This is a genomic window from Edaphobacter sp., from assembly GCF_028283685.1.
GTDB lineage: Bacteria > Acidobacteriota > Terriglobia > Terriglobales > Acidobacteriaceae > Edaphobacter.
Map to the genome: position 1 here is coordinate 684,020 of NZ_JAPWKF010000001.1, position 20,101 is coordinate 704,120.

General features: G+C 60.2%; 17 protein-coding genes, 1 pseudogene and 1 riboswitch. Of the genes and pseudogenes, 6 read left to right on the top strand and 12 right to left on the bottom strand.

Features of this window, described 5'->3' with window-relative positions; translation table 11 throughout:
• Positions 1-43 precede the first annotated feature (43 nt).
• Positions 44-156, bottom strand: a riboswitch (SAM riboswitch).
• Positions 157-239: 83 nt separating this feature from the next.
• Entirely contained in the window at positions 240-608 is a 369-nt protein-coding gene (locus PW789_RS02905; RefSeq protein WP_299371034.1) for a hypothetical protein, read from the bottom strand.
• Between the two features lie 126 nt (positions 609-734).
• A complete protein-coding gene (locus PW789_RS02910; RefSeq protein ID WP_299371036.1) occupies positions 735-1,238 on the bottom strand; it encodes an NADH-quinone oxidoreductase subunit I in 504 nt (167 codons plus the stop codon).
• Positions 1,239-1,316: 78 nt separating this feature from the next.
• Between PW789_RS02910 and PW789_RS02915 the strand changes: the two genes are divergently transcribed.
• Positions 1,317-1,847: a molybdopterin-dependent oxidoreductase gene (locus PW789_RS02915; protein ID WP_299371038.1), complete on the top strand. Its 531-nt coding sequence runs from the start codon at positions 1,317-1,319 to the stop codon at positions 1,845-1,847.
• On the opposite strand, the gene PW789_RS02920 is transcribed toward PW789_RS02915, so the two are convergent.
• The 3 genes and pseudogenes from PW789_RS02920 to PW789_RS20025 form a co-directional block, all read right to left on the bottom strand.
• A complete protein-coding gene (locus tag PW789_RS02920; RefSeq protein ID WP_299371623.1) occupies positions 1,848-3,437 on the bottom strand; it encodes a UbiD family decarboxylase in 1,590 nt (529 codons plus the stop codon). It lies immediately after the preceding gene.
• Between the two features lie 80 nt (positions 3,438-3,517).
• On the bottom strand, positions 3,518-4,444 hold the full coding sequence (locus PW789_RS02925) for a DUF5009 domain-containing protein (protein ID WP_299371649.1): 927 nt from the start codon (positions 4,442-4,444) through the stop codon (positions 3,518-3,520).
• Positions 4,445-4,538: 94 nt separating this feature from the next.
• Positions 4,539-4,766 (bottom strand): annotated as a pseudogene (locus PW789_RS20025) (hypothetical protein); the annotation flags it as partial.
• 149 nt (positions 4,767-4,915) lie between these two features.
• Here PW789_RS20025 and PW789_RS02935 point away from each other — a divergent pair.
• Positions 4,916-5,638, top strand: a complete 723-nt coding sequence (locus PW789_RS02935) for an energy transducer TonB (RefSeq protein ID WP_299371040.1) — start codon at positions 4,916-4,918, stop codon at positions 5,636-5,638.
• Positions 5,639-5,645: 7 nt separating this feature from the next.
• On the opposite strand, the gene PW789_RS02940 is transcribed toward PW789_RS02935, so the two are convergent.
• The 4 genes from PW789_RS02940 to PW789_RS02955 all read right to left on the bottom strand — a co-directional run bounded on the left by PW789_RS02940 (position 5,646) and on the right by PW789_RS02955 (position 10,314).
• The gene (locus tag PW789_RS02940; RefSeq protein WP_299371042.1) at positions 5,646-6,677 is read right to left on the bottom strand and encodes a VTT domain-containing protein; all 1,032 of its coding nucleotides are present in this window, start codon (positions 6,675-6,677) and stop codon (positions 5,646-5,648) included.
• Between the two features lie 141 nt (positions 6,678-6,818).
• A complete protein-coding gene (locus PW789_RS02945) occupies positions 6,819-7,415 on the bottom strand; it encodes a DNA starvation/stationary phase protection protein (protein ID WP_299371044.1) in 597 nt (198 codons plus the stop codon).
• A 107-nt stretch (positions 7,416-7,522) separates the two neighbouring features.
• Positions 7,523-8,764 (bottom strand): HlyD family secretion protein, encoded by a 1,242-nt coding sequence (locus PW789_RS02950; RefSeq protein WP_299371046.1) that lies wholly within the window; start codon positions 8,762-8,764, stop codon positions 7,523-7,525.
• 2 nt (positions 8,765-8,766) lie between these two features.
• Positions 8,767-10,314 carry a TolC family protein gene (locus tag PW789_RS02955; protein ID WP_299371048.1) on the bottom strand — a complete coding sequence of 516 codons (1,548 nt, stop codon included), beginning with the start codon at positions 10,312-10,314 and terminating at the stop codon, positions 8,767-8,769.
• A 250-nt stretch (positions 10,315-10,564) separates the two neighbouring features.
• Here PW789_RS02955 and PW789_RS02960 point away from each other — a divergent pair, with 250 nt between their 5' ends.
• From PW789_RS02960 to PW789_RS02975, 4 genes are all read left to right on the top strand, one after another.
• On the top strand, positions 10,565-11,644 hold the full coding sequence (locus PW789_RS02960; RefSeq protein WP_299371050.1) for a Gfo/Idh/MocA family oxidoreductase: 1,080 nt from the start codon (positions 10,565-10,567) through the stop codon (positions 11,642-11,644).
• A 53-nt stretch (positions 11,645-11,697) separates the two neighbouring features.
• On the top strand, positions 11,698-12,924 hold the full coding sequence (argJ, locus tag PW789_RS02965) for a bifunctional glutamate N-acetyltransferase/amino-acid acetyltransferase ArgJ (protein ID WP_299371052.1): 1,227 nt from the start codon (positions 11,698-11,700) through the stop codon (positions 12,922-12,924).
• Positions 12,925-13,065: 141 nt separating this feature from the next.
• A complete protein-coding gene (aceE, locus tag PW789_RS02970) occupies positions 13,066-15,750 on the top strand; it encodes a pyruvate dehydrogenase (acetyl-transferring), homodimeric type (protein WP_299371054.1) in 2,685 nt (894 codons plus the stop codon).
• 78 nt (positions 15,751-15,828) lie between these two features.
• Complete coding sequence (locus PW789_RS02975; protein ID WP_299371056.1) at positions 15,829-16,665, top strand: thiamine pyrophosphate-dependent enzyme; 837 nt, start codon at positions 15,829-15,831, stop codon at positions 16,663-16,665.
• Positions 16,666-16,697: 32 nt separating this feature from the next.
• On the opposite strand, the gene PW789_RS02980 is transcribed toward PW789_RS02975, so the two are convergent.
• From PW789_RS02980 to PW789_RS02990, 3 genes are all read right to left on the bottom strand, one after another.
• Entirely contained in the window at positions 16,698-17,636 is a 939-nt protein-coding gene (locus PW789_RS02980; protein ID WP_299371058.1) for a UDP-glucuronic acid decarboxylase family protein, read from the bottom strand.
• Positions 17,637-17,746: 110 nt separating this feature from the next.
• A complete protein-coding gene (locus tag PW789_RS02985; protein WP_299371060.1) occupies positions 17,747-19,156 on the bottom strand; it encodes a UDP-glucose/GDP-mannose dehydrogenase family protein in 1,410 nt (469 codons plus the stop codon).
• A 523-nt stretch (positions 19,157-19,679) separates the two neighbouring features.
• Positions 19,680-20,060: a response regulator gene (locus tag PW789_RS02990; protein ID WP_299371062.1), complete on the bottom strand. Its 381-nt coding sequence runs from the start codon at positions 20,058-20,060 to the stop codon at positions 19,680-19,682.
• Between the last annotated feature and the right edge of the window lie 41 nt (positions 20,061-20,101).

Here is a 20,101-nt window from a genome sequence, read left to right on the forward strand (position 1 = left end):
GGTGGACTGAAGTTCGCGGGGCTATGTAGGGTAGGCCCCTCGAATCTCATGTACCCTGTTTCCAGGAGAGAGTTGACACCGGTCGCCTGAAATAATGGTTTCAGGCCGGTTGTCGTGGCGTCACAGGGCTCGTCCCTCAACCACTCTTCATGAAATTCGCGTCTGCTGGGCAGACTGAATGTATTTACTGTTTTATCACACCCAGGACAGGATCGCAACAAACGCCGTCGATGCCCGGGCTAGTGCTGGAAGATCTCTCGTACGCCGCCAACGAAGGCCTCGGGATCGAACTCGGTGCGTACGATGTCATCGGGGCAGTCGGTCAGGATGGCGACGCGCCAGTTGCAGACGAAGGCGATCTTCTGGCCATGCTGTGCGGTCTTGATCTCCGAGCAAAGCTTCTCGGCGTACTGAATGCCGGACTCTCCGTCCACGTCGATTAGTACGAGGTCATAGTGCTTCGCCCAGAACATCTTCAAGCCTTCGTCGTAGCTGAGGGTGGAATCGACGTCGAAGCCGGAGAGGCGAAGAATCTGGTCGCGCAGGGGGCGAAGCATCTCGCGATGACAAACATGAAGGATAGAGGACTTCTCTGAAACGGCGACCATAATACGTGAACTCCCACTTACAGACATAGCGCTGCCGAAAAGGGAGTTCTCAGCCGTATCCATCTGCAAGGATGGCTCTATTATTTCATCTGCGCGGACAGGCCGGAAGGCCTATTTGAAGACCGCTCAGGCGAGGACTTCGGCCTTGTCCTTGTCGGACTGCACGACATCCGGCAGGCCATGAGTGGCGACCAGAAGGTCTTCCTTGCGCATGACCAGCGTGGTGGCGTTGAGCGAAGCCAGCTCGAAGCCGTGGCCGTGCGTGATGGCATCGGTGGGGCAGGCCTCGACGCAGTAGCCGCAGAAGATGCAGCGGTTGTAGTCGATGTTGTAGACCTTGGCGTAACGCTCTGCCGAGGAGATACGCTTCTCTTCGGTATTCTCCGCCGCCTCGATGTAGATGCAGTTGGAGGGGCAGGCCGCTGCGCAGAGGAAGCAGGCGACGCACTTCTCCAGTCCGTTCTCGTCGCGCTGCAGCTGATGCTTGCCGCGGAAGCGCTGTTGAAACTGCGCGCCACGCATGGGCCCTTTGCCGTCGGGGTAGTTCTCTACCTCGGTTGGCTGAAAGGCCTCCTTGAGCGTGATACCCATTCCCTTAGCGATCGCAGTGGCATTTTTGACGATGGACATACTGGAAGTATAGCGTGAGGCCGCAGATTGTTCACGGCAGGAGGAAGGATTCCTGAGGTCTTCCGGTACGATAAGCGCATGAAATCACTCCGCTCCGCAATCCTGCTTGCCACGGCAGGCCTTGTCTCCGCGACGTACGCTGTCCACGGCCAGGCGATGGCCAGCCATGAGCACACGATGGCACCGCCTTCGACGGAGTTGAAACTGACGGTCGAGGGCAACACGAAGACCCTGAGCGTCGCTGATCTCGCGGCCCTGCCCCAGAAGACAGTGACCGTGCACAACGAGCACACCAAGGCGGACGAAACCTACACGGGGGTCGCGCTGGGCGACCTGCTCGCCGGCAATGGATTTGCTGTCGGGCAGGCGACGCATCGCAGGATGCTGCGGAGCTACATCAAGGCCGAGGGCACGGACAAATACTGGGTGCTCTACTCGGTGACGGAGATCGAGGGCTCGGAGCATGCCGCCGACGTAATCGTCGCCACGAGCATGAACGGCAAGCCGCTGGGCGATGACGGCCAGATCAAGCTGATCGATTCGGCCGACAAGAAGCCGCAGCGCTGGGTGCGAAATTTGACGGCGATTACGCTGGTCTCAGCCGAGTAGCTAATCGATTCCCAGCTTCGACCAGATGGCGTCTACCTTTGCCTTGACCTTGCTGTCCATGGTGAGCATGGGAGGCCATGGACGGTTGAAGCCTTCAGCGGCCCACTTGCGCGTGGCGTCGATGCCCATCTTGCTGCCGTAGTTGGGCAGGCGGCTGGCGTGGTCGAGCGAATCGACGGGGCCGAGGGTGAACTGGATATCACGCTCGGGGTCGATGTTGTTGGTGACGCGCAGGACGACCTCGGCAACATCCTGCACATCGCAGTCCTCGTCAACGACGACGATGCACTTGGTAAACATGGCCTGCCCCATGGCCCAGATGCCGTTCATCACCTTGCGTGCGTGTCCGGCGTAGGACTTGCGGATCGAGACGATCATCAAATTGTGAAAGACACCCTCGGGCGGCAGGTTGACGTCGCGAATCTCAGGCAGGGTGAGCTGCATGAGCGGAAGGAAGATGCGCTCGACGGCCTTGCCCATCCAGGCGTCCTCCATGGGCGGCTTGCCAACGATGGTGGCGGTGTAGACGGGGTCCTTGCGGTGAGTCATGCAGGTGACATGGAAGACGGGATAGTCGTCCTGCATGGTGTAGAAGCCGGTGTGGTCGCCGAAGGGGCCTTCGGTGCGGAGCTCGCCTAATTCGACATAACCTTCGAGGATGTACTCGGCGTTGGCGGGCACTTCGAGGTCGACGGTCTCGGCCTTGACCAGCTCAAGCGGCTTCTGACGCAGGAAGCCTGCGATGAGGTATTCCTCGACATCGGGCGGTGCAGGAACGATGGCGGAGAAGGTGGTCGCGGGATCGGCGCCGATGGCGACGGCGACCTCCATACGCTGGCCGCGAATCTTGTTAAGGCTTGCCGCAGGGATGCTCTCGGGAGATGAGGCTGCCGTTGTGCCGCCTGCGGTCTGCGCCATCAGATCAACCGCTGCTGCAGCGTCTTCGGAGGTAGCGCGCAGACGCTCACGCATGTGCTCGGCGGCGACCTTCTGGCGCTGCCAGTGCATGCCGGTGGTCTTGCCGTCGTAGACCTGCATGCGATACATGCCGACGTTGCGCTTACCGGTATGCGGGTCCTTCGTAATGACGCAGGGCAGCGTGATGAAGCGGCCCCCGTCCTGGGGCCAGGTTTTGAGGATGGGGATGCGATTGAGGTCGACCTGATCGCCGCGCAGGATGACCTGCTTGCAGGGTGCGTCTTTCGCTGAGATAACTTTGGGAAAGAAGCTGCCGACCTCGGCAAGTTTGGGCAGCATCTTCAGCTTGTCCATCAGGCTGCTAGGCGTCTCGGGCTTGAGGAGGAGGCGAATGCGATCGGCGATGGCATCGAGCGAGTCGGTTTCGAGGGCGAGACGCATGCGGCGCTCGCTGCCGAACTGATTCATGAGAACGCGCGCGCCGGGATGACCTTTGACATTTTCGAAGAGCAAAGCAGGCCCGCCTGCTTTGGCAGTTCCCTTGCCCATCTTCGCGGCACGATCGGCGATCTCCGCCATTTCAAGGTCGGTGGAGACCTCGATGTTGATGCGCTTCAGCTCGCCTGCCTTGTGAAGCTCGTTAATCCATTCGCGAAGATCGTTGTACGCCAATTTCTGCTCCATGCCGCGGTAAGCCGCGCCGTGGTCTATGGTAACGGCTCAGACGGCATGGAACGAAATGGCAGACGCTCTTAGAGCTTCACGAAGATCTTCTTCCGCCAGAGGATCCAGTTGGGAATGAAGCAGAGCACCACGTAGGCCAGTGCAAAGGCCGCCGAGGTGTTATTGGTGGAGCCGTGGCTGGCGAAGACGTGCCAGTAGGTCCAGCCCCAGAGGGAGAGCGGCTTGCCGTTGGGACCGAGGACCGAGGTGTGGATGTTGCCGAAGGTCTCCACCAGCAGGTCGGATACGGCGTAGGCGACGATGGCGTTGGAGCCGAAGACGAAGAAGGGCCAGGTGAGCTTCTGGCCGAGCTTGGTCTCGTTGATGTGCTTGATGTCGATCAGCCAATAGCAGAGCGCAAGGCCGAGGAGCGAGCAGCCCGCGGCGAAGAGCACATAGGAGCTGGTCCAGAGCTTCTTGTTGATCGGGAACCAGATGTTCCAGACCATTCCGGAGGTGATGCCGACGATGCCTGCAGCGACGAATCCCCAGGCGCACTGCGCGCGGGTGATGAGCGGCGACTTGCCCTCCGCGCGGCGCAGCCAGAGAGCCGCGACGGCGCCGATAAGTGGAGTAGCGATGGCGGGGAGGGTGCTGAGGAGACCCTCAGGATCGCGGGTTCCCTCGTAGAGCCTGCCGGTGTGAATGGTGCGCTGCAGGAATCCGATGATGCCGCGGTCGAGCCAGGCGACGAGGTTGCGATCCGGATCGAGGAGCGGTATGTCGATGCCGGGTACGCCGAAGCCGGGGACCGGAACGAAGCGCATCATGACCCAGTAGGCGACCAGCAGGGCCGCAGCGATCGCCAGCAGCGAACCGGCGCTCTGGGTGACCAGACAGATAAGGCCGACGATGAGGTAACAGATCGCAATGCGTGGCAGCACGCCGTAGAAGCGGAAGTGGGTGACGTTGAAGTGGGGATAGAGCGAGAGGAAGGTGTAGACGAGGTAGATCATCCCCAGCGCGCCGGAAGGTGTGAAGAGCGAGGTCGCGCTTGCTGGCGCCGCGCTGCAGGCGGGCGTTGATGGAGAGGATGATGGACATGCCCACGACGAACATGAAGGTCGGAAAGACGAGGTCGGTGAGGGTCCAGCCGTTCCAGGCGGCGTGCTCCAGCTGCACATAGGTGTGATGGCCGTCGCCTGCATCGTTGACCAGGATCATGAAGGCCATGGTGATGCCGCGCAGCACATCGATCGACAGGATGCGTTTGGCTGGAGCTGTGACCGTACTGAACGCTGGTGGCGCCTCGGTGAGCGTGGGGGACGTATGTGCCATGGTGATTCATGATCGCTCAAAGCGAAGACGTTGTGCACGCAAATCCAACAGCTGCGGGAACAAATTCGTCGCCGCAGGGGTCTAACGCTAACAACAGACGCATTCTCGCTCAATGCGCTCTTTGAATCTGAGACGGTTCGGAGGAGCTTATGTTCGAGGATAGTTTCGTTGAATCGCAGGCTGCACAGGCTACCACGGCGACGCGCTGGACGATGCTTGGGTCGATGGCCCTGCAGGCAGCTGTAGCCATCGCGCTCATCACATTTCCACTGTTGCACCCGGAACGGCTCTCCCTGCATATGGAGACGCCGCTGGTCTTTACGCCTCCTCCACCAAAGCCGCCGTTGCCAGTCGAGAGCAGGCCGCAATCAGCGAGCGCGGACGCGTCACCGATTCTGCAAGCAGTGACACGCACGATCGTGTCGCTGATTCCCCATGGCCCCGCAGCCCCGGCTGATGCCCCGGTGGCCTTTGGGCCGGTGAATATGGGAACAGGATCAAGCGATAGTCTGCCTTCTGCGCTGGCTGCGGGAATCGACAGAGCAGGGACGAACGTTTCGGTCGCGAAGCCAGAGCAGGCAAAGCGCATCCACGTCTCGTCAGGAGTCTCCGCCGGACTGCTGCTGACGCCGATACGACCTGTCTACCCTGCGATTGCGAAGGCTGCGGGCATCGCGGGTGTGGTGATTGTCGAGGCTGTGATCTCGAAGACGGGCGCAGTGGAGAGCCTGCGCGTGTTGAGCGGGCCGGAGATGCTGCGCGCGGCGGCACTGGATGCAATCCGCTCGGCGCGCTATCAGCCTTATCGGCTGAACGGCGATCCGACGGAGGTGCAGACGACGTTTACGGTGAACTTCAGGCTGGGAGCCTGAGGAGCGATCAGAGAAGGGGCAGCGCCGGTTTCGGTTCCTGTGGAGCCGGCGCGATCTCTGACGGGAGTACGGCCTCTGCGGGCGTGTCGACGACATAATCGACCAGCGGGTAGCCGGCCTCCTTCCATCCGTCGAAGCCACCGCGAAGTGGACGGACACGGTAGACGCCGAGCTTGTGCAGCTGGAGGGCGAGCTTGGCGCTGGTCTCCTCGCTGGGGCAGGTGCAGTAGAGGACGACGTCGCGATCGCGGGGGATGATCTCGCTGTGCTGGCGAATCTCGTTGGGGCCGATGCGCAGCGAACCGGGGATGACGCGGGGATCGGGCTTGTAGTCGAGCGGATGGCGCAGATCGACGATGAAGGGAGGCCGGTTGCCGTGCTCCTCTGCCTGGTCCATCATCGCCTTCAGCTCTTCCGGCTCAAGGCGCATCTCGCGTACCTGCTGGAGGAACTTCCTGGTCTTGAGGAAGCGGTAGGACATGAAGCCCAGCACCATCAGGATGAAGATGAAGAAGGCGAAGTGGCCGAGCCAGTGGAAGAACGGCGCGCTCTTCTGCGCTACGTCGCCGAAGAAGCGGCCGGGCAGAAGGAAGGCCTCGGCCCAGAGGAACGAGCCTGCGAGATCCCACATCAGGAAGCGCAGGTACGGCATGCCGATCTGACCGGCGATCGGAGGGGCGACGGTGCTGAGTCCGGGGATGAACTTCGAGAACAGCAGCGTGGCCGGACCGCGGCGGGTGAAGTAGCCCTCGGTCTTGCTGACGCAGGTGGATGCCTCGAAGGAGAGCCGGCAGAGCAGCTTCAGCACGCTGCTGCCATAGCGGCGGCCCATGAGAAACCACATCGAGTCGGCGAGAGCGCAGGCGGCAAGAACAGCCAGCAGGGCCGTCAGGTGATGAATTCTGTGGGTGGCACTCAGCGTTCCCGCCGTCAGCAACAGCGGGACGCTCGGCACAGGAATGCCGAGCTGCTCTACCAGCACCCAGATAAACAGGATGAAGTAGGCGTAATGGACGAAGAATGCGAGTGCTATCGGCATAAAGGCGATTCCGGACAGTTAAAGGCCTAACTCTGATTAGATGTCCGGCGCTTCTTAAAGATACACAGCCCGGTGGTCTGCGAGAACACCGGGCTGTGTATCTTATGAACGAAGGCTACGGTTACTTGCCGTTACTCATCGTCACTTATCCAGGATGAGCGGCATCTCGACGAGGTGCTCGCTGAGGAACCACGACTGCTGCTCGTTGGGACGCAGGACATCGCTGACGGCGAGATCGTTGGTTCCCTGATCGCCGGCATCGTCCGCTGCCTCGGAGAGCGCGAGGCACTCCTTGATGATCAGCTTGTGGGCCTCGAGCAGACGCGAAATCTGCACCGGAACCTCTTCCCTGCCGCGCGGCGGCCGGGGAATCTTCGTCATCTCAGCGACATCGCCTCCCATGGCGATCGTCACGCCGCCCAGCATCTGGATGCGCTCGGCGATGGTGTCGACGATCTCGACCTGCTCGCCGAAGTGCTTATCGAAGAGCAGGTGGAGCTGGTAGAAGGTGGGGCCTGAGACCTGCCAGTGGTGCTTCTTGTACATGTCGCGCAGGGCGATGGAATCGGCGAGCAACTGATTCAGCTTGGCGACCATGTCGGCGCGAACTCCAGCGTCGAGAGAATGGGGAAGGTCCTCAATGACGGTACCGAACTTTTGAATCTCACGCGCCTTTGCATGCCAGTGAGGCGTATTGGTTACATTCGCAATGCTTGTCTTTTTGATGGCGACTGCCATAACTCCACTCCTTTCACAGCTCACAGCGTTTTCATTCTGTTTGATGCAAAAGAAGAACGGGCGGCTTCGGCCGCCCGTTCCGGGTGAGTGAAACTGGTTCTGGAGATTTACTTCACGGCAACGATCGGCGTGACAGAGAAGCCGGGCCTGAGAGCCAGATCCTTATTTTCGTCATCCAGGTTGGTGAAGTTGATGCGAACAGGGATACGCTGCACAACCTTCACGTAGTTGCCGGTTGCATTCTCCGGCGGGAAGAGCGAGAGCCGCGAGCCGGTGGCTCCGCCGATCTGCTTGATCTCACCGTGGAACTTGCGTCCGCCCAGAGCGTCGACCTCAATGGTGACCTTCTGTCCGGGGTGCATCCTGTCCAGCTGGGTCTCCTTGAAGTTGGCCGTCACCCAGAGATCGGTCAGGGGAACGATGGTCAGCAGATCCTGCCCGACCGAGAGGTTCATACCGACCTGAACGTTCTTCTTGTTGATGACTCCGGTGGTCGGAGCAACAACGTGGGTGTAGCTGAGGTTGAGCTTGGCCTGGTCGACCCTGGCCTGAGCCTGCTTGACGTCAGCAAGAGCGGCCTCGGCGCGAGCCTGCTGCGCCTTGACCTGGCTGGGGCCGTTCTTCGAGGCCTCGATTGCCGTGGAGCGGGACTGCAACAACTTCTGCTGCGACTGGCGAACCGCTTCCTGCTGCCCGATGAGCGTGGCTTCGGCCTCAAGCACGGCGGCACGGTTGGAGGCTGCGGTCGCAACAGCAGCGTCAAACTGCTGCTTCGAGATCACATCTTTTTCGACCAGCGGCTTGTAACGCTCGACGTCGAGATCAGACTTGATGGCGTTCGCCTTGGCCTGATCGATGCGGGCCTGGGCTGCGGCTACCTGCTTCTGCGACTGCGAGACGGCGGCCTGCGAACCCAGAACATCGGAGCTCGTGGTGTTGATGCTGGTGTTCGAGGTGATGCTGGTGATCGGCACATTGACGTTGGCCTGGATCGCAGCCGCCTCGGCGCTGGAGAGGTTCGCCTGAGCCTGCTCGAGCGCGACCTGGAAGTCCTTGGGGTCGATCTCGGCGATGGGATCACCGGCCTTCACAGCCTGGTTGTCCTGCACGTAGACCTTGATGACCTGGCCGGCGACACGTGCGCTGACCTGGTACAGATCACCGTCCACCTGCGCGTCATCGGTGTCCTCGGTGAAGGTTGAGTGCCAGTAGAAGAGGGCTGCACCGATCGCCAGAAGAACAACAACGGCGATGATGATCAGCTTACGGCGAGACTTCTTCTCCGGGGACTCCTCCTCCGGGGTATTGTTCTTGGTATCGTCGTACTTCTGCTCCGCTTGGTCTGCCAAGGCTACTTTCCTCCGAGGTAATCTTTGTAATTGGTCTGCGCAGCTCCAAGAGCACGCGCCAGGGCGAGCTTGGCGACGTTGTGCTGATAGAGCGCGCTGATGTACTGGTCGTTGGCCTGCTCGGTCTGAGACTGAGCCTGCGAGACGGGAAGGTTGTCGGAGACACCAGCCTTGAAGCGCTGCTGCGCTTCGCTGAGAGCCTCGTTGGCCAGCTCGACGTTCGAGTGTGTCGCTTCGACAAGCTTGGCAGCGGCCTGAATATCGAGAAGGCTGTCACGGACGTCGGCGTTGACCTGCTGCGCCTGGTCGGCGAGGCGGGCCTTTTCCTGGTCATACTGCGCCGTGGCGGTCTCGATCTGCCCCTTGGTCTTCGCAATCTGAAGGATGGGCATCGTGACCTGGCCGGTGGCCGTATAGGTGGAGTGCGAGGTTCCCGGGGTCTGTCCCAGGTCGCCAAAGTCGCCGCTGAAGCTGGCTACAGGCAACTGGTAGGCCCAGGCCGAGGTCTTGGTCGCCTTGGCGGCGGTGACCTTTTCGCCCTGCGCCGCGAGATCCTTACGCGTCTTGAGGGCCTGATCTACGCTGGCCTGCGGGTCGATGTCGTTGAAGGCGGCGTAGGGGACCAGGTCGGTCAGGCGATAGTCCTGATCGAGCGGCAGGCCGATGACCCGAGCCAGCGACAGCTTGTCCTTGGCCAGCTGGTTCTTGGCCGAAATGAGGGTCTGCTCTTCGTTCTGGTAGTCCACACGAGCGCGAAGAACGTCGAGCTTGGGGCTGGTACCGGCATCGTGCGCAGCCGCGGCCTGATCGAGCGAGACCTTGGAGGTGGCCAGCTCGGCGGTGACGGCTTCGATGCGCGCGGTGTCCGCGACACAGAGGAGGTAAGCGTTGCCTACGGTCAGGACGACCATATCGCGGGCATCCTGCGCCGTCAGCTTGGCAGCACTGAAGCTGTGCTTCGACGAGATGTAGTTCTGGAGCGCCGAGACGTTAATCAGGTTCTGCGTGAGGTAGGCACGGAAGTCGACGACCTGGAAGGGTCCGACGATGGGATTGAAGCCAGGAAACTTCAGGCCGTAGGCCGCGAGGTTGACCTGCTGCACGTTGATGCTGACCGCACCGGTGATCGTGGGCAGAAGCGCCTGCAGCTCTTCGAGGCGCTGGCCATTGGCGTTTCTCTGCGAGGCGCCCTGCAGGATGATGCCGAGGTTGTTGCGCAGGCCGCGCTGGATGGCGTCATCGAGGGGAAGATCGATGGTCGTCCCGCTGGACTTGCCCTCGACGACACTGCCCTTGAAGCTGTCCTGGGTTGCCGTGGAGTTGCTGGAGCCTGAGACGGTGTACAGCTGCTGCTGGGCACCGGCCATCGCCGAGCTGTCGGGGCCTGAGCTGGTGCCGGTCTGGGTCGGCCGCGGCTGATTGCCGGAGGGTGACGCCGTCTGAGCAGAGGCCGCCGTGGCGGCGAGGCACAGGGACAGGCCAAACGTAGCGATGGAACCGGCGCGATCAGTCACACGCTTCCCTGTACTATTTTTTCTGGGTTGAACCATATCTCCGATGGTAACTGCATCCTGTGTATTTTGAATCCCGTTAGACATACGAAGCCGGTGGTTACCGGCAATTCTCAAATGTCTTTACAGTTTCAGATGCTTAGATAAGCCTTACGCCTCAAAATCTTTTCAGTTTTTTGCAACATTTCCGCTACACCTCAAATAGACAAGCATCGAACTATCTTCAGCTTAGCCAGGGTTTAGCGAGGAACTGCATGCCACAATGTTATCCACCAAGGAGTGAGTGTTCATGGCAGAGATTAATGTTGCAGTCATCGGGTTCGGCCTGGCCGGCCGGGTCTTTCACGCGCCGTTCGTCAACGCGGTTCCAGGTCTGACGCTGGCGGCGATTGTGCAGCGGCGCGGAGATGAGGCGCAGAAGGCATATCCTTCGGCGCGTATTCTGCGTTCGTTTGAGGAGGCAATCCAGGACGCCTCCATCGACCTGATTGTGGTGGGAACTCCGAACGAGACGCATTACGACCTGGCCAAGCAGGCACTGCTGGCCGGCAAGCATGTGGTGATTGATAAACCGTTTGCGGCGACCAGCATCCAGGCCCGCGAACTGATCGAGATCGCGGCGGAGAAGAAGCTGGTACTGGCTCCGTTCCACAACCGGCGCTGGGATGGTGATTTCAAGACAGTTCGCAAGATTCTGGAGGCAGAGGAGTTGGGGCGGATTGCCACCTTCGAGTCGCACTTTGACCGGTTCCGGCCCATGCCACGGGAGGGCACGTGGAAGGAGGCCGGGAATGACGCCAACGGCATGCTTTTTGACCTCGGGCCACACCTGGTGGACCAGGTTCTGGCGCTCTTCGGTGCGCCACAGGGGATCACGGCGAGCGTACGCCGGGACCGCGATACCACCGAGATCGAGGATGCCTTCGACATTACGCTGCACTACCCCAAGCTGGAGGCGTACTGCCGGGCTACGATGATTGCCGCCGACCCGGCGCCGCGTTTCCTGATCCACGGCACTAAGGGCAGCTTCCGGAAATACGGTCTGGACCCGCAGGAGCCGGCCCTGGTGGCTGGCGGGGCGGTTCCGCCGGTTGGCGATACGCGCGACTGGCTGAGCGAGCCGGAGGAGGCGTGGGGAACGCTGACGATTGCACCTGACCCGGCGAACCCCGGCGTTCTGAACCGGACGACGGTGAAGACGGAGCGGGGAGACTATCGCGACTACTATGCCAGCGTGCGCGACGCGATCCTCGGCAAGGCTCCGCTGGGTGTGCCGTCGGAGGACGGATACCGCGTCATCCGACTGCTGGAGCTTGCGCGGGAGAGCTCGGCGAAGGGCAAAACCATGACGGTCGACTTCCCTGTGTAATGCCTGATCTGCGCTCCACAGCGAACGCGCTCGACGCTTGCTAGAGTAGGAACATGGAAGGCACGTCGACGTGGAGTACGGGAGCCCTGCCGAAGGGCTTTCAGTGGGGCGCAGTCAAAGCAGGCATCAAGGTCAGCGGGAACCTGGATCTCGCGGCGGCGGTGGCGCCAGCGGGCGCTCAGGCTGCAGTGATGTTTACCAGTAACCAGATGGTTGCTGCCCCCGTTACGGTGGGGCGGAAGCATATCGCCTCGACAAACGGGCGCGTGAAGGCTGTGCTGGTCAACGCAGGAAACGCAAACTGCGCGACCGGGCAGGCAGGCATCGACGCCTGCAATAAGACCTGCGTTGCAGCGGCAGAGACCTTCGGATGCATCTTCGACGAGGTCTTTCCTTCTTCGACCGGCATCATCGGCGTTCCCTTTCCAGGGGACAAGGTTCTGGCGGCGCTGCCCGCGCTCCAGGGAGAGCTTGGCGAGACGGCGGCCCATGCCGAGATCTTCGCCAGGGCGATCATGACGACCGATACGCGTATGAAGGTTGCGACGGCGACGGTTCTGATCGACGGCATCGAGGTCAGCATCTTCGGAGCGGCCAAGGGCGCAGGCATGATTCATCCCCGGCTGGGACCGCCGCACGCGACGATGCTGGTCTACCTGTTTACCGATATTGCGGCGGAGTCGGCTGAGCTGAGAGAGCTTCTGCAGCCTGCGGCCGAGAGCAGCTTCAACTCGATCTCGATCGACGGCGATACCTCGACCAACGATACGGTTCTGCTGCTGGCCAGCGGAGCAAGCGGAGTAAAACTGAGTGCCGCGAATCGCGATGGATTTGCGGTAGCGCTTGGCCAGGTCTGCGGTGAGCTGGCGCATGCCATTGTCGACGACGGCGAGGGCGTGACGCATGTGGTGACGCTCAATATTTCGGGTTGCCGCAGTGCCGCCGAGGCGAAGCAGATTGCGAAGTCGATCGCGCATTCGCCGCTGTGCAAGACGGCGTGGTCGAGTGCCGACCCGAACTGGGGCCGCCTGATGGCAGCCGCAGGATATTCCGGGGTGGAGTTCGATCCGGAGCGGGTGATTGTGCACATCGGCGATGTTCCGGTCTACGAGAACGGCATGCGATCCCCTTCGTTCGACGAGGCGCAGGCCCACCGGACGATGCAGCAGCGGGAGTACACCATTGCGATGAACTTCAGCCAGGGCGACGGCAGCTGCCGTTTCCTGACCTGCGACATGACCGAGGAGTATGTTCGCATCAACGCGGACTACTCGACCTAGGCGAGGAAGGGCTTCTCGTCGTCCGAATCCGGTTATCGCGATGTTGTGCGAACACCGGCTAAGGGTGACGATTCCGACCGAGTGGATTTATCTTAGTTATGGCGATATAAGCATTAGTTTTACCGAGGATGGTTGGAACCTATGACGACAAAGCTTGAGACAGCGGCGCAGGTCGACTTCACCAAAGAGGTCGCAGAGTGGATTGAGGCATTCGACGAGGTCGTCGCAGGAGACTGGGAGCAGAGCGCAGAGCTGCTCGCTGCTCTGCGTACCCGTGCCCGTGAGGCAGGCGTTCCGGTCTCGAGCGATGTGACCACGCCGTACCTGAACACCATTCCCAAGCACGACGAGGTTCCATACCCGGGCGACCGCCAGCTGGAGCGCCGCATTGAGGCTCTTCTGCGCTGGAACGCAATGGCCATGGTGCATGCGCAGAACAAGAAGGACGCGGGCATCGGCGGCCACATCTCGACGTATTCGTCGCTGGCGACCCTGCTGGAGGTCGGCTTCAATCACTTCTTCCATGCGAAGTATTCGAGCACCTCAGGTGCAGCGGACCTTCCCGGCGACTTCGTTTACTTCCAGGGTCATGCGTCACCCGGAGTCTATTCGCGTGCCTATCTTGAGGGCCGCCTCGATGAGAAGCGCCTCAAGAACTTCCGTCATGAGCTGCGCGGCGAGCCGGGCCTTTCGAGCTATCCACACCCCTGGCTGATGCCGGACTTCTGGCGCTTCCCTACGGTTTCGATGGGCATCGGACCGCTGAACGCGATCTACCAGGCCCGCTTCATGCGTTACCTCGAGAATCGCGGCCTGATCGAAAAGTCCGACCGCAAGGTCTGGGCTTTTGTGGGCGACGGCGAGTCGGACGAGGTCGATACGCTGGGTGCAATCTCGCTGGGTTCGCGCGAGAAGCTGGACAACCTGATCTTCGTCGTCAACTGCAACCTGCAGCGTCTTGACGGCCCGGTTCGCGGCAACAAGCGCATTATCGACGAGCTGGAGGGTATGTTCCGCGGCGCGGGATGGAACGTCATCAAGGTCATCTGGGGTTCGGACTGGGACGAGCTGTTCGAGCGCGACCACCAGGGACTTCTGCTGAAGCGCATGGAAGAGTGCGTTGACGGCGACTACCAGGCATTCAAGGCTAAGGGCGGCGCTTATCTGCGCGAGCACTTCTTCGGCAAGTACCCGGAGCTGCTGAAGCTGGTGGAGGACAAGACCGATGAACAGCTGGCACGTCTGCATCGCGGCGGCCACGATCCGCTGAAGATCTATAACGCCTACAAGCGCGCCCTGGAGCACAAGGGCGGTCCGACGGTGATCCTGGCCAAGACGGTCAAGGGTTATGGCCTGGGATCGACCGAGGCTCGCAATGCCTCGCACCAGGAGAAAAAGCTGACCGACGACTCGATGAAGTCGTTCATTGCTCGCTTCGAGATTCCGGTGAGCGAGGACGCAGCCAAGAATGGCGCCTTCTTCCGTCCCGATGAGTCTGCTCCGGAGATCCAGTACCTGCATGCGCGCCGCCAGGAGCTTGGCGGTTACCTGCCGAAGCGCGAGGTTCCCAAGCTTGAGTTCAAGACCCCGGCGCTTGACACGCTGAAGGAGTGGACCGGCGGCTCAAACAACCGTGCCGTGTCGACCACCATGGGCTTCGTCAGCCTGCTGCGCCACCTGTTGAAGGACCCCGGCTTCGGTAAGCTCGTCGTCCCGATCGTCCCCGATGAAGGACGTACCTTTGGCCTGGAATCGGTTATCAAGCAGGTAGGCATCTACGCCTCTGAGGGTCAGAAGTACATTCCGCACGACTCGGACATGCTGCTGAGCTATCGCGAAGAGAAGAACGGCCAGATCCTCGAAGAGGGCATCACCGAGGCGGGTTCCATGGCCTCATTCACGGCTGCGGGAACGGCGTATGCCAACTACAACCTGCCGACGATCCCCTTCTACATGTACTACTCGATGTTCGGCTTCCAGCGCATCGGCGACATGGCATGGGCGTTTGCGGACTCGCGCGGCAAGGGCTTCCTGATGGGCGGCACCGCAGGACGCACCACAATGCTGGGTGAAGGCCTGCAGCACCAGGACGGCCACAGCCACGTGCTCTCGAGCACGGTTCCCACCTGCCTGAGCTACGATCCGGCCTTCGTCTACGAGCTGGCGGTTGTGGTGCGGGATGGCCTGCGCCGGATGTATGAAAACGGCGAGGACTGCTTCTACTACATCACCATGTACAACGAGGACTACGCGATGCCGGCGATGCCGGAGGGCGTAACGGAAGGAATCCTCCGCGGCATGTACAAGCTGAAGCCGGCGATCAAGGGCGAGGCGGTTGCGCAGTTGTTCGGCAGCGGCCCCATCCTCAACGAGGTGCTTCGCGCGCAGGAGATCCTCTCGTCGAAGTACAAGGTGGAGACGGATGTGTGGAGCGTCACCAGCTACACCGAGGTGCGCCGCGATGCTCTCTCGACGGAGCGCTGGAACCGCCTGCACCCGGCGGAGGCCCTGAAGAAGAACTATCTTGAGACGGCGCTTGAGGGAGCTAACGGACCCATCATCGCAGCGAGCGACTATATGAAGGTGCTGCCTGATGCCCTGTCGCCGTGGCTGCCGGGCCGCCTGGTTACGCTGGGAACGGACGGCTTCGGACGCAGTGACAACCGTGAACACCTGCGGCGCCACTTCGAGGTCAGCGCCGAGGCGATCGCCGGAGCAACGCTCTCGCGTCTGGCTCGCGATGGCAAGATCAAGCCCAAGACTGCCCAGAAGGCACTTGCGGAGCTTGGTCTCGATACCGAAGCGGTCGATCCGGCTCGCGCGTAACGCGACCAGAACTACACCACGATCAGGAGGGTTCCTCTGCGGGAACCCTCTTCGTGCATTGCAAGGAGACGTACGAGGATGGCGGTGAAGAGCAAGGGAGAGGCCGGCGAGAATCCGCTGGTACCAAACGCAACTTTACGGACGCTTTACGGGACGATGCTCGAGGCCAGGAAGCTGGAAGAGGCGATCGCGGCAAAAGCCAGGGGCTCGAAGTTGAAGATCTCTTCGATTCGCGGCGAAGAGGCGATTCGCGCAAGCTCGGTGCTGCAACTGGGTCAGGAAGACCTGGTAAGCGATGTAACGGCGGGTCCGGGCATGGGGCTTCTTCTCGGGGCGGAACCTCGTGAACTGCTCAAGGCCTACACCTCTACCAAGAAGAATCACTTGCCGGCGATCTCGCGGCTGCTTGCGCCGATCAGCGAGCCTTTACGTCGGCTGGAGGTGGCTTTGGGGGCAGCTTACGCGCTCAAAGCCCAGCAGAAGCAGGGTGTGGTGGTTGCGTTTATTCCCCGCCTCGACCTGAGCGATGCGCAGTATCGACGGATCCTGCGCCCTGCCGCGTCGAACGAACTTCCACTCATCCTGGTTGTGCTTCCCTCATCGAAGACTGGTGGCAGCCACGCATTGATCTCCAAGGTGTCGGGCAAGGCCGGCGTACCCGGCATCCCGGTGGACGCCTCGGACTCCGTGGCGCTCTATCGCGTGGTTCAGGAGTCCCTGGGACGAACGCGGGGCGGAGACGGCCCCGTGCTGATCGAATGCGTCCGATGGAAGCCAGTGGGAGGCAAGGTCTCTGCGGCCACTCAGGACCCGATAACGTACCTCGCACATTTCCTGCTCGGCAAGAAAATCGTTAGCGAAAAGTGGCTGATACAAGCAGACAGGATCGCAGGCAAGCGCCTCAGTCCTCGCTAACTCTACGTTAGCGAGGACTGAGATCTCAACAATCAGCCGTTGCTGGACTGGAAGTATGTGAGAGAACGCTCGAGCCCCTCACGCAGGGGAACCTTCGGCTCCCATCCGAGCAACGTCTTTGCGCGGGTAATGTCAGGGCGACGACGAGTCGGATCATCCTGAGGAAGCGGCTTACGCACAATTTCAGATTTAGAGCCAGTCACCGACAATACTTCATTGGCGCATTCTAAAATCGTCCATTCGATAGGATTGCCAATATTGACAGGCAAGTGTTCCTCAGAACGAGAGAGTCGCACGATCCCATCGATCAGGTCAGAGACGTAACAGAAGCTGCGCGTTTGGCTTCCATCTCCGTAAATCGTGATCGGCTCTCCTCGAAGAGCCTGGATCATAAAGTTCGAGATCACACGACCGTCATTGAACGCCAGCCGGGGGCCATAGGTATTGAAGATACGCACGAGATGCGTGTTGACGCCGTGATAGCGATGATAGGCCGTCACCATAGCCTCGGAGAAGCGTTTGGCCTCGTCGTAGACCGAGCGGGGTCCTACTGGATTCACATTGCCCCAATAGCTCTCCACTTGAGGATGTACTTCCGGATCTCCGTAGCACTCAGATGTGGAGGCATGCAAATAGCCAGCGTTGTACTTCTTTGCAATCTCAAGCGTGTTCTGCGTACCGATAGAGCCGACTTCGAGGGTCTGGATGCCGAGGCGGTGATAATCGACAGGACTGGCCGGCGATGCGAAGTTGAAGACATAATCGACAGGGCCGGGATCGAAAGCGCGCGTGATGTCCTGCTCAAGAAAGCTGAAGCGGGACTCCCCTGCGAGGTGCGCTAGATTCGTGCTCTTCCCCGTTGCAAAGTTGTCGCTGCCTATAACCTTATGCCCCTCGTTGAGCAGGGTGTCACAGAGATGTGATCCAAGAAAACCCGCGGCTCCTGTCACAAGGATGGTCTGAGACGACATGGCAAAACCTTTCTAAGCCGTCCTCTGGACAGGCCGTAGGTGAAAAATGGGCCAGATGATTGGCGAGGGCTTCGGCATCCATATTGCCTTTGCCGAAGCCCTCGCGCTGATCAATGGGACGCAGCTGCCAGATCACGAACAGGATGAGCCGCTGGACGTCCTACGCTGATGTACGTGAATCCTTGATCCGCCACTACCTGCGGGTCATACAGGTTGCGTCCATCAATGATGATCGAGTAACGCAGCGACTGATCGAGGCGCTTAAGATCGAGTTCGCCAAACTCAGACCAATCCGTGAGGATCAACAGAGCATCCGCATCTGAAGCTGCGTCGTAGGCATCGCTGGCGTAACGGAGGTTCGCGCTGGCAGGCAGAACCTGTTCTGTACGGGATATCGCCGCCGGGTCAAACGCAGCGATGCTGCAGCCTTCCGCAATCAGCATCTTGACGATCTCGATCGCCGGGGATTCGCGGATATCGTCCGTATCCCCCTTGAATGCAAGGCCAAGCACACCGAGCTTCTTGCCACGGAGGTTCCACAGCGCCGCACGCACCTTGCTGACAAAGCGCTTCTTTTGCTGCACATTGATCTTCTCGACCTCGGTCAGCAGGCTGAAATCAATGCCCATCTGATCGGCCACCGAACGGAACGCAGCGACGTCCTTCGGAAAGCAGGAGCCACCATATCCAATACCGGGACGCAGGAACTTGGGGCCGATGCGTGTATCGAGACCGATGCCTTTGGCAACCTGCTCGACATTCGCATCTGCTGTTTCGCAGAGGTTCGAAACCGCGTTAATAAAAGAGATCTTGAGCGCCAGAAAGGCATTGGACGCATGTTTGATGATCTCCGCGCTTTTCGTGGAGGTCAGCAGCAGCGGTGGAGGTTCAGCCACGGAGCAAATGCCGGGGATGCCGTCTTCGCGCTTGTAATACTCGCCCGTTGTCAGAGGAGCATAGATGTCGCGAAGAAGATTCCCTGCCCGCTCGCTATCCGCGCCGACGACGATGCGGTCGGGATGCAGAAAGTCGGCAACGGCAGTACCTTCGCGCAGGAACTCGGGATTGGAGACGACGTCGAAGAGCTCGCGGTCGATACCGTTGCGCACCAAAGCGCGGCTGATCCATTCGTTGGTGTAGACCGGAACCGTGCTCTTCTCGACGATCACCTTATATGTGGTGAGCGAGCGGGCAATCTCACAGGCAACGGCCTCCACATAAGAGAGATCGGCATCTCCGGTCTCGCTCTGGGGCGTGCCGACGGCGATAAAGATCGCCGAACAGGTTCGAGTGGCATCCGCCAGATCCGTCGTAAAACGCACCTTGCCGTTGCGATATCGCTCGAGCAGCTCTGGAAGGTAATGCTCATGGATCAGGCTATCTCCCCCCTGCAGAGCCTTTACCTTACGTTCGTCGTTATCAACGCAGATCACATCGTGCCCCATCTCGGCGAAGCAGACGGCAGCAACAAGACCAACATATCCGGAACCGACAACTGCGATGGAAATAGCTTTGCTCATAAGTCCTTTTGGGGAGTCATCCTTTGGTTTGGGCTGCTTCAAGCATATCTGACTCCAGGTTTTTACATGGAGTCGGTTTTCATGAAATAGACAGAGGCAAATCCAGAATACGCAAATCCCCCCTGCAGCAGCAATCCTCCACCATTGAAGGGCAATATGCAGGGACGTTATTAACATTAGAAGACAACGTGAGGAGTCTGTTTCGGGGCGGAAGCCATCCAGAGGATGACCGCACAATCCATCAAGGCGTCCATGCGTCGTCGCCCGCGCTCAGTTTGGCGTTTCTGCACGACATAACCATGAACCGCATCATGAAGCAGCTGATAAATACAACGTGGCAGGTCCTTCGCGTCGTCGAGATCTGAAGCTCTGTGATTTGATGGGGGAGAGATGCGCCTGGGCCAGCATCCGTAGTCAACACAGTCTGTGGAAGAGCATCTACTCTGGCTTCCGACCCCAGAAGTGAAAGACCGCCGCCCCCACTCGGGGACGACGGCCGGTTGATGGCGTAGCTGAGGCTGCTTTATCCGCGCAGCTTAGCGAGCAGATCGGTGGGATGGACTGGCTTGGCCAGAATCTCGAATTCATGCCCCTGTTCGCGTGCCTTTTCCAGCAGGTCTGCCGTGGCGGCCTGGCCGGAGAAGAGCAGGATCTTGCACTTCGGCAACTTTTCCCGTGTGATGATGGCGGCCTCAATGCCCGTCATGCCCGTCATAATGACGTCACTGATCAGCATGTCGGGTTGAAAGCTATCCAGTAGTTCAACAGCTTTTTCGCCGCTAAAGACAGCGCGCGCCTCGAATCCTGCCTGGTTCAGGATGATGGCCAAGGTATTGGCGATCACCTGCTCGTCATCGGCGACGAGAACCTTAGGCTTCCCTGGAGTGGACGGCATCTCAGACATGCTTATGTTCTTCCCCATTTTTCTATTTCGTTAGGTCACTG

Excerpts from the sequence above, each read along its gene's own strand:
- argJ (WP_299371052.1), top strand. The coding sequence starts at position 11,698 with ATGGAAGGCACGTCGACGTGGAGTACGGGAGCCCTGCCGAAGGGCTTT.
- PW789_RS02960 (WP_299371050.1), top strand. The coding sequence starts at position 10,565 with ATGGCAGAGATTAATGTTGCAGTCATCGGGTTCGGCCTGGCCGGCCGG.
- PW789_RS02985 (WP_299371060.1), bottom strand. The coding sequence starts at position 19,156 with ATGAGCAAAGCTATTTCCATCGCAGTTGTCGGTTCCGGATATGTTGGT.
- PW789_RS02990 (WP_299371062.1), bottom strand. The coding sequence starts at position 20,060 with ATGTCTGAGATGCCGTCCACTCCAGGGAAGCCTAAGGTTCTCGTCGCC.
- aceE (WP_299371054.1), top strand. The coding sequence starts at position 13,066 with ATGACGACAAAGCTTGAGACAGCGGCGCAGGTCGACTTCACCAAAGAG.
- PW789_RS02955 (WP_299371048.1), bottom strand. The coding sequence starts at position 10,314 with ATGGTTCAACCCAGAAAAAATAGTACAGGGAAGCGTGTGACTGATCGC.
- PW789_RS02905 (WP_299371034.1), bottom strand. The coding sequence starts at position 608 with ATGGTCGCCGTTTCAGAGAAGTCCTCTATCCTTCATGTTTGTCATCGC.
- PW789_RS02980 (WP_299371058.1), bottom strand. The coding sequence starts at position 17,636 with ATGTCGTCTCAGACCATCCTTGTGACAGGAGCCGCGGGTTTTCTTGGA.
- PW789_RS02975 (WP_299371056.1), top strand. The coding sequence starts at position 15,829 with ATGGCGGTGAAGAGCAAGGGAGAGGCCGGCGAGAATCCGCTGGTACCA.
- PW789_RS02910 (WP_299371036.1), bottom strand. The coding sequence starts at position 1,238 with ATGTCCATCGTCAAAAATGCCACTGCGATCGCTAAGGGAATGGGTATC.
- PW789_RS02915 (WP_299371038.1), top strand. The coding sequence starts at position 1,317 with ATGAAATCACTCCGCTCCGCAATCCTGCTTGCCACGGCAGGCCTTGTC.
- PW789_RS02925 (WP_299371649.1), bottom strand. The coding sequence starts at position 4,444 with ATGATCTACCTCGTCTACACCTTCCTCTCGCTCTATCCCCACTTCAAC.
- PW789_RS02945 (WP_299371044.1), bottom strand. The coding sequence starts at position 7,415 with ATGGCAGTCGCCATCAAAAAGACAAGCATTGCGAATGTAACCAATACG.
- PW789_RS02940 (WP_299371042.1), bottom strand. The coding sequence starts at position 6,677 with ATGCCGATAGCACTCGCATTCTTCGTCCATTACGCCTACTTCATCCTG.
- PW789_RS02935 (WP_299371040.1), top strand. The coding sequence starts at position 4,916 with ATGTTCGAGGATAGTTTCGTTGAATCGCAGGCTGCACAGGCTACCACG.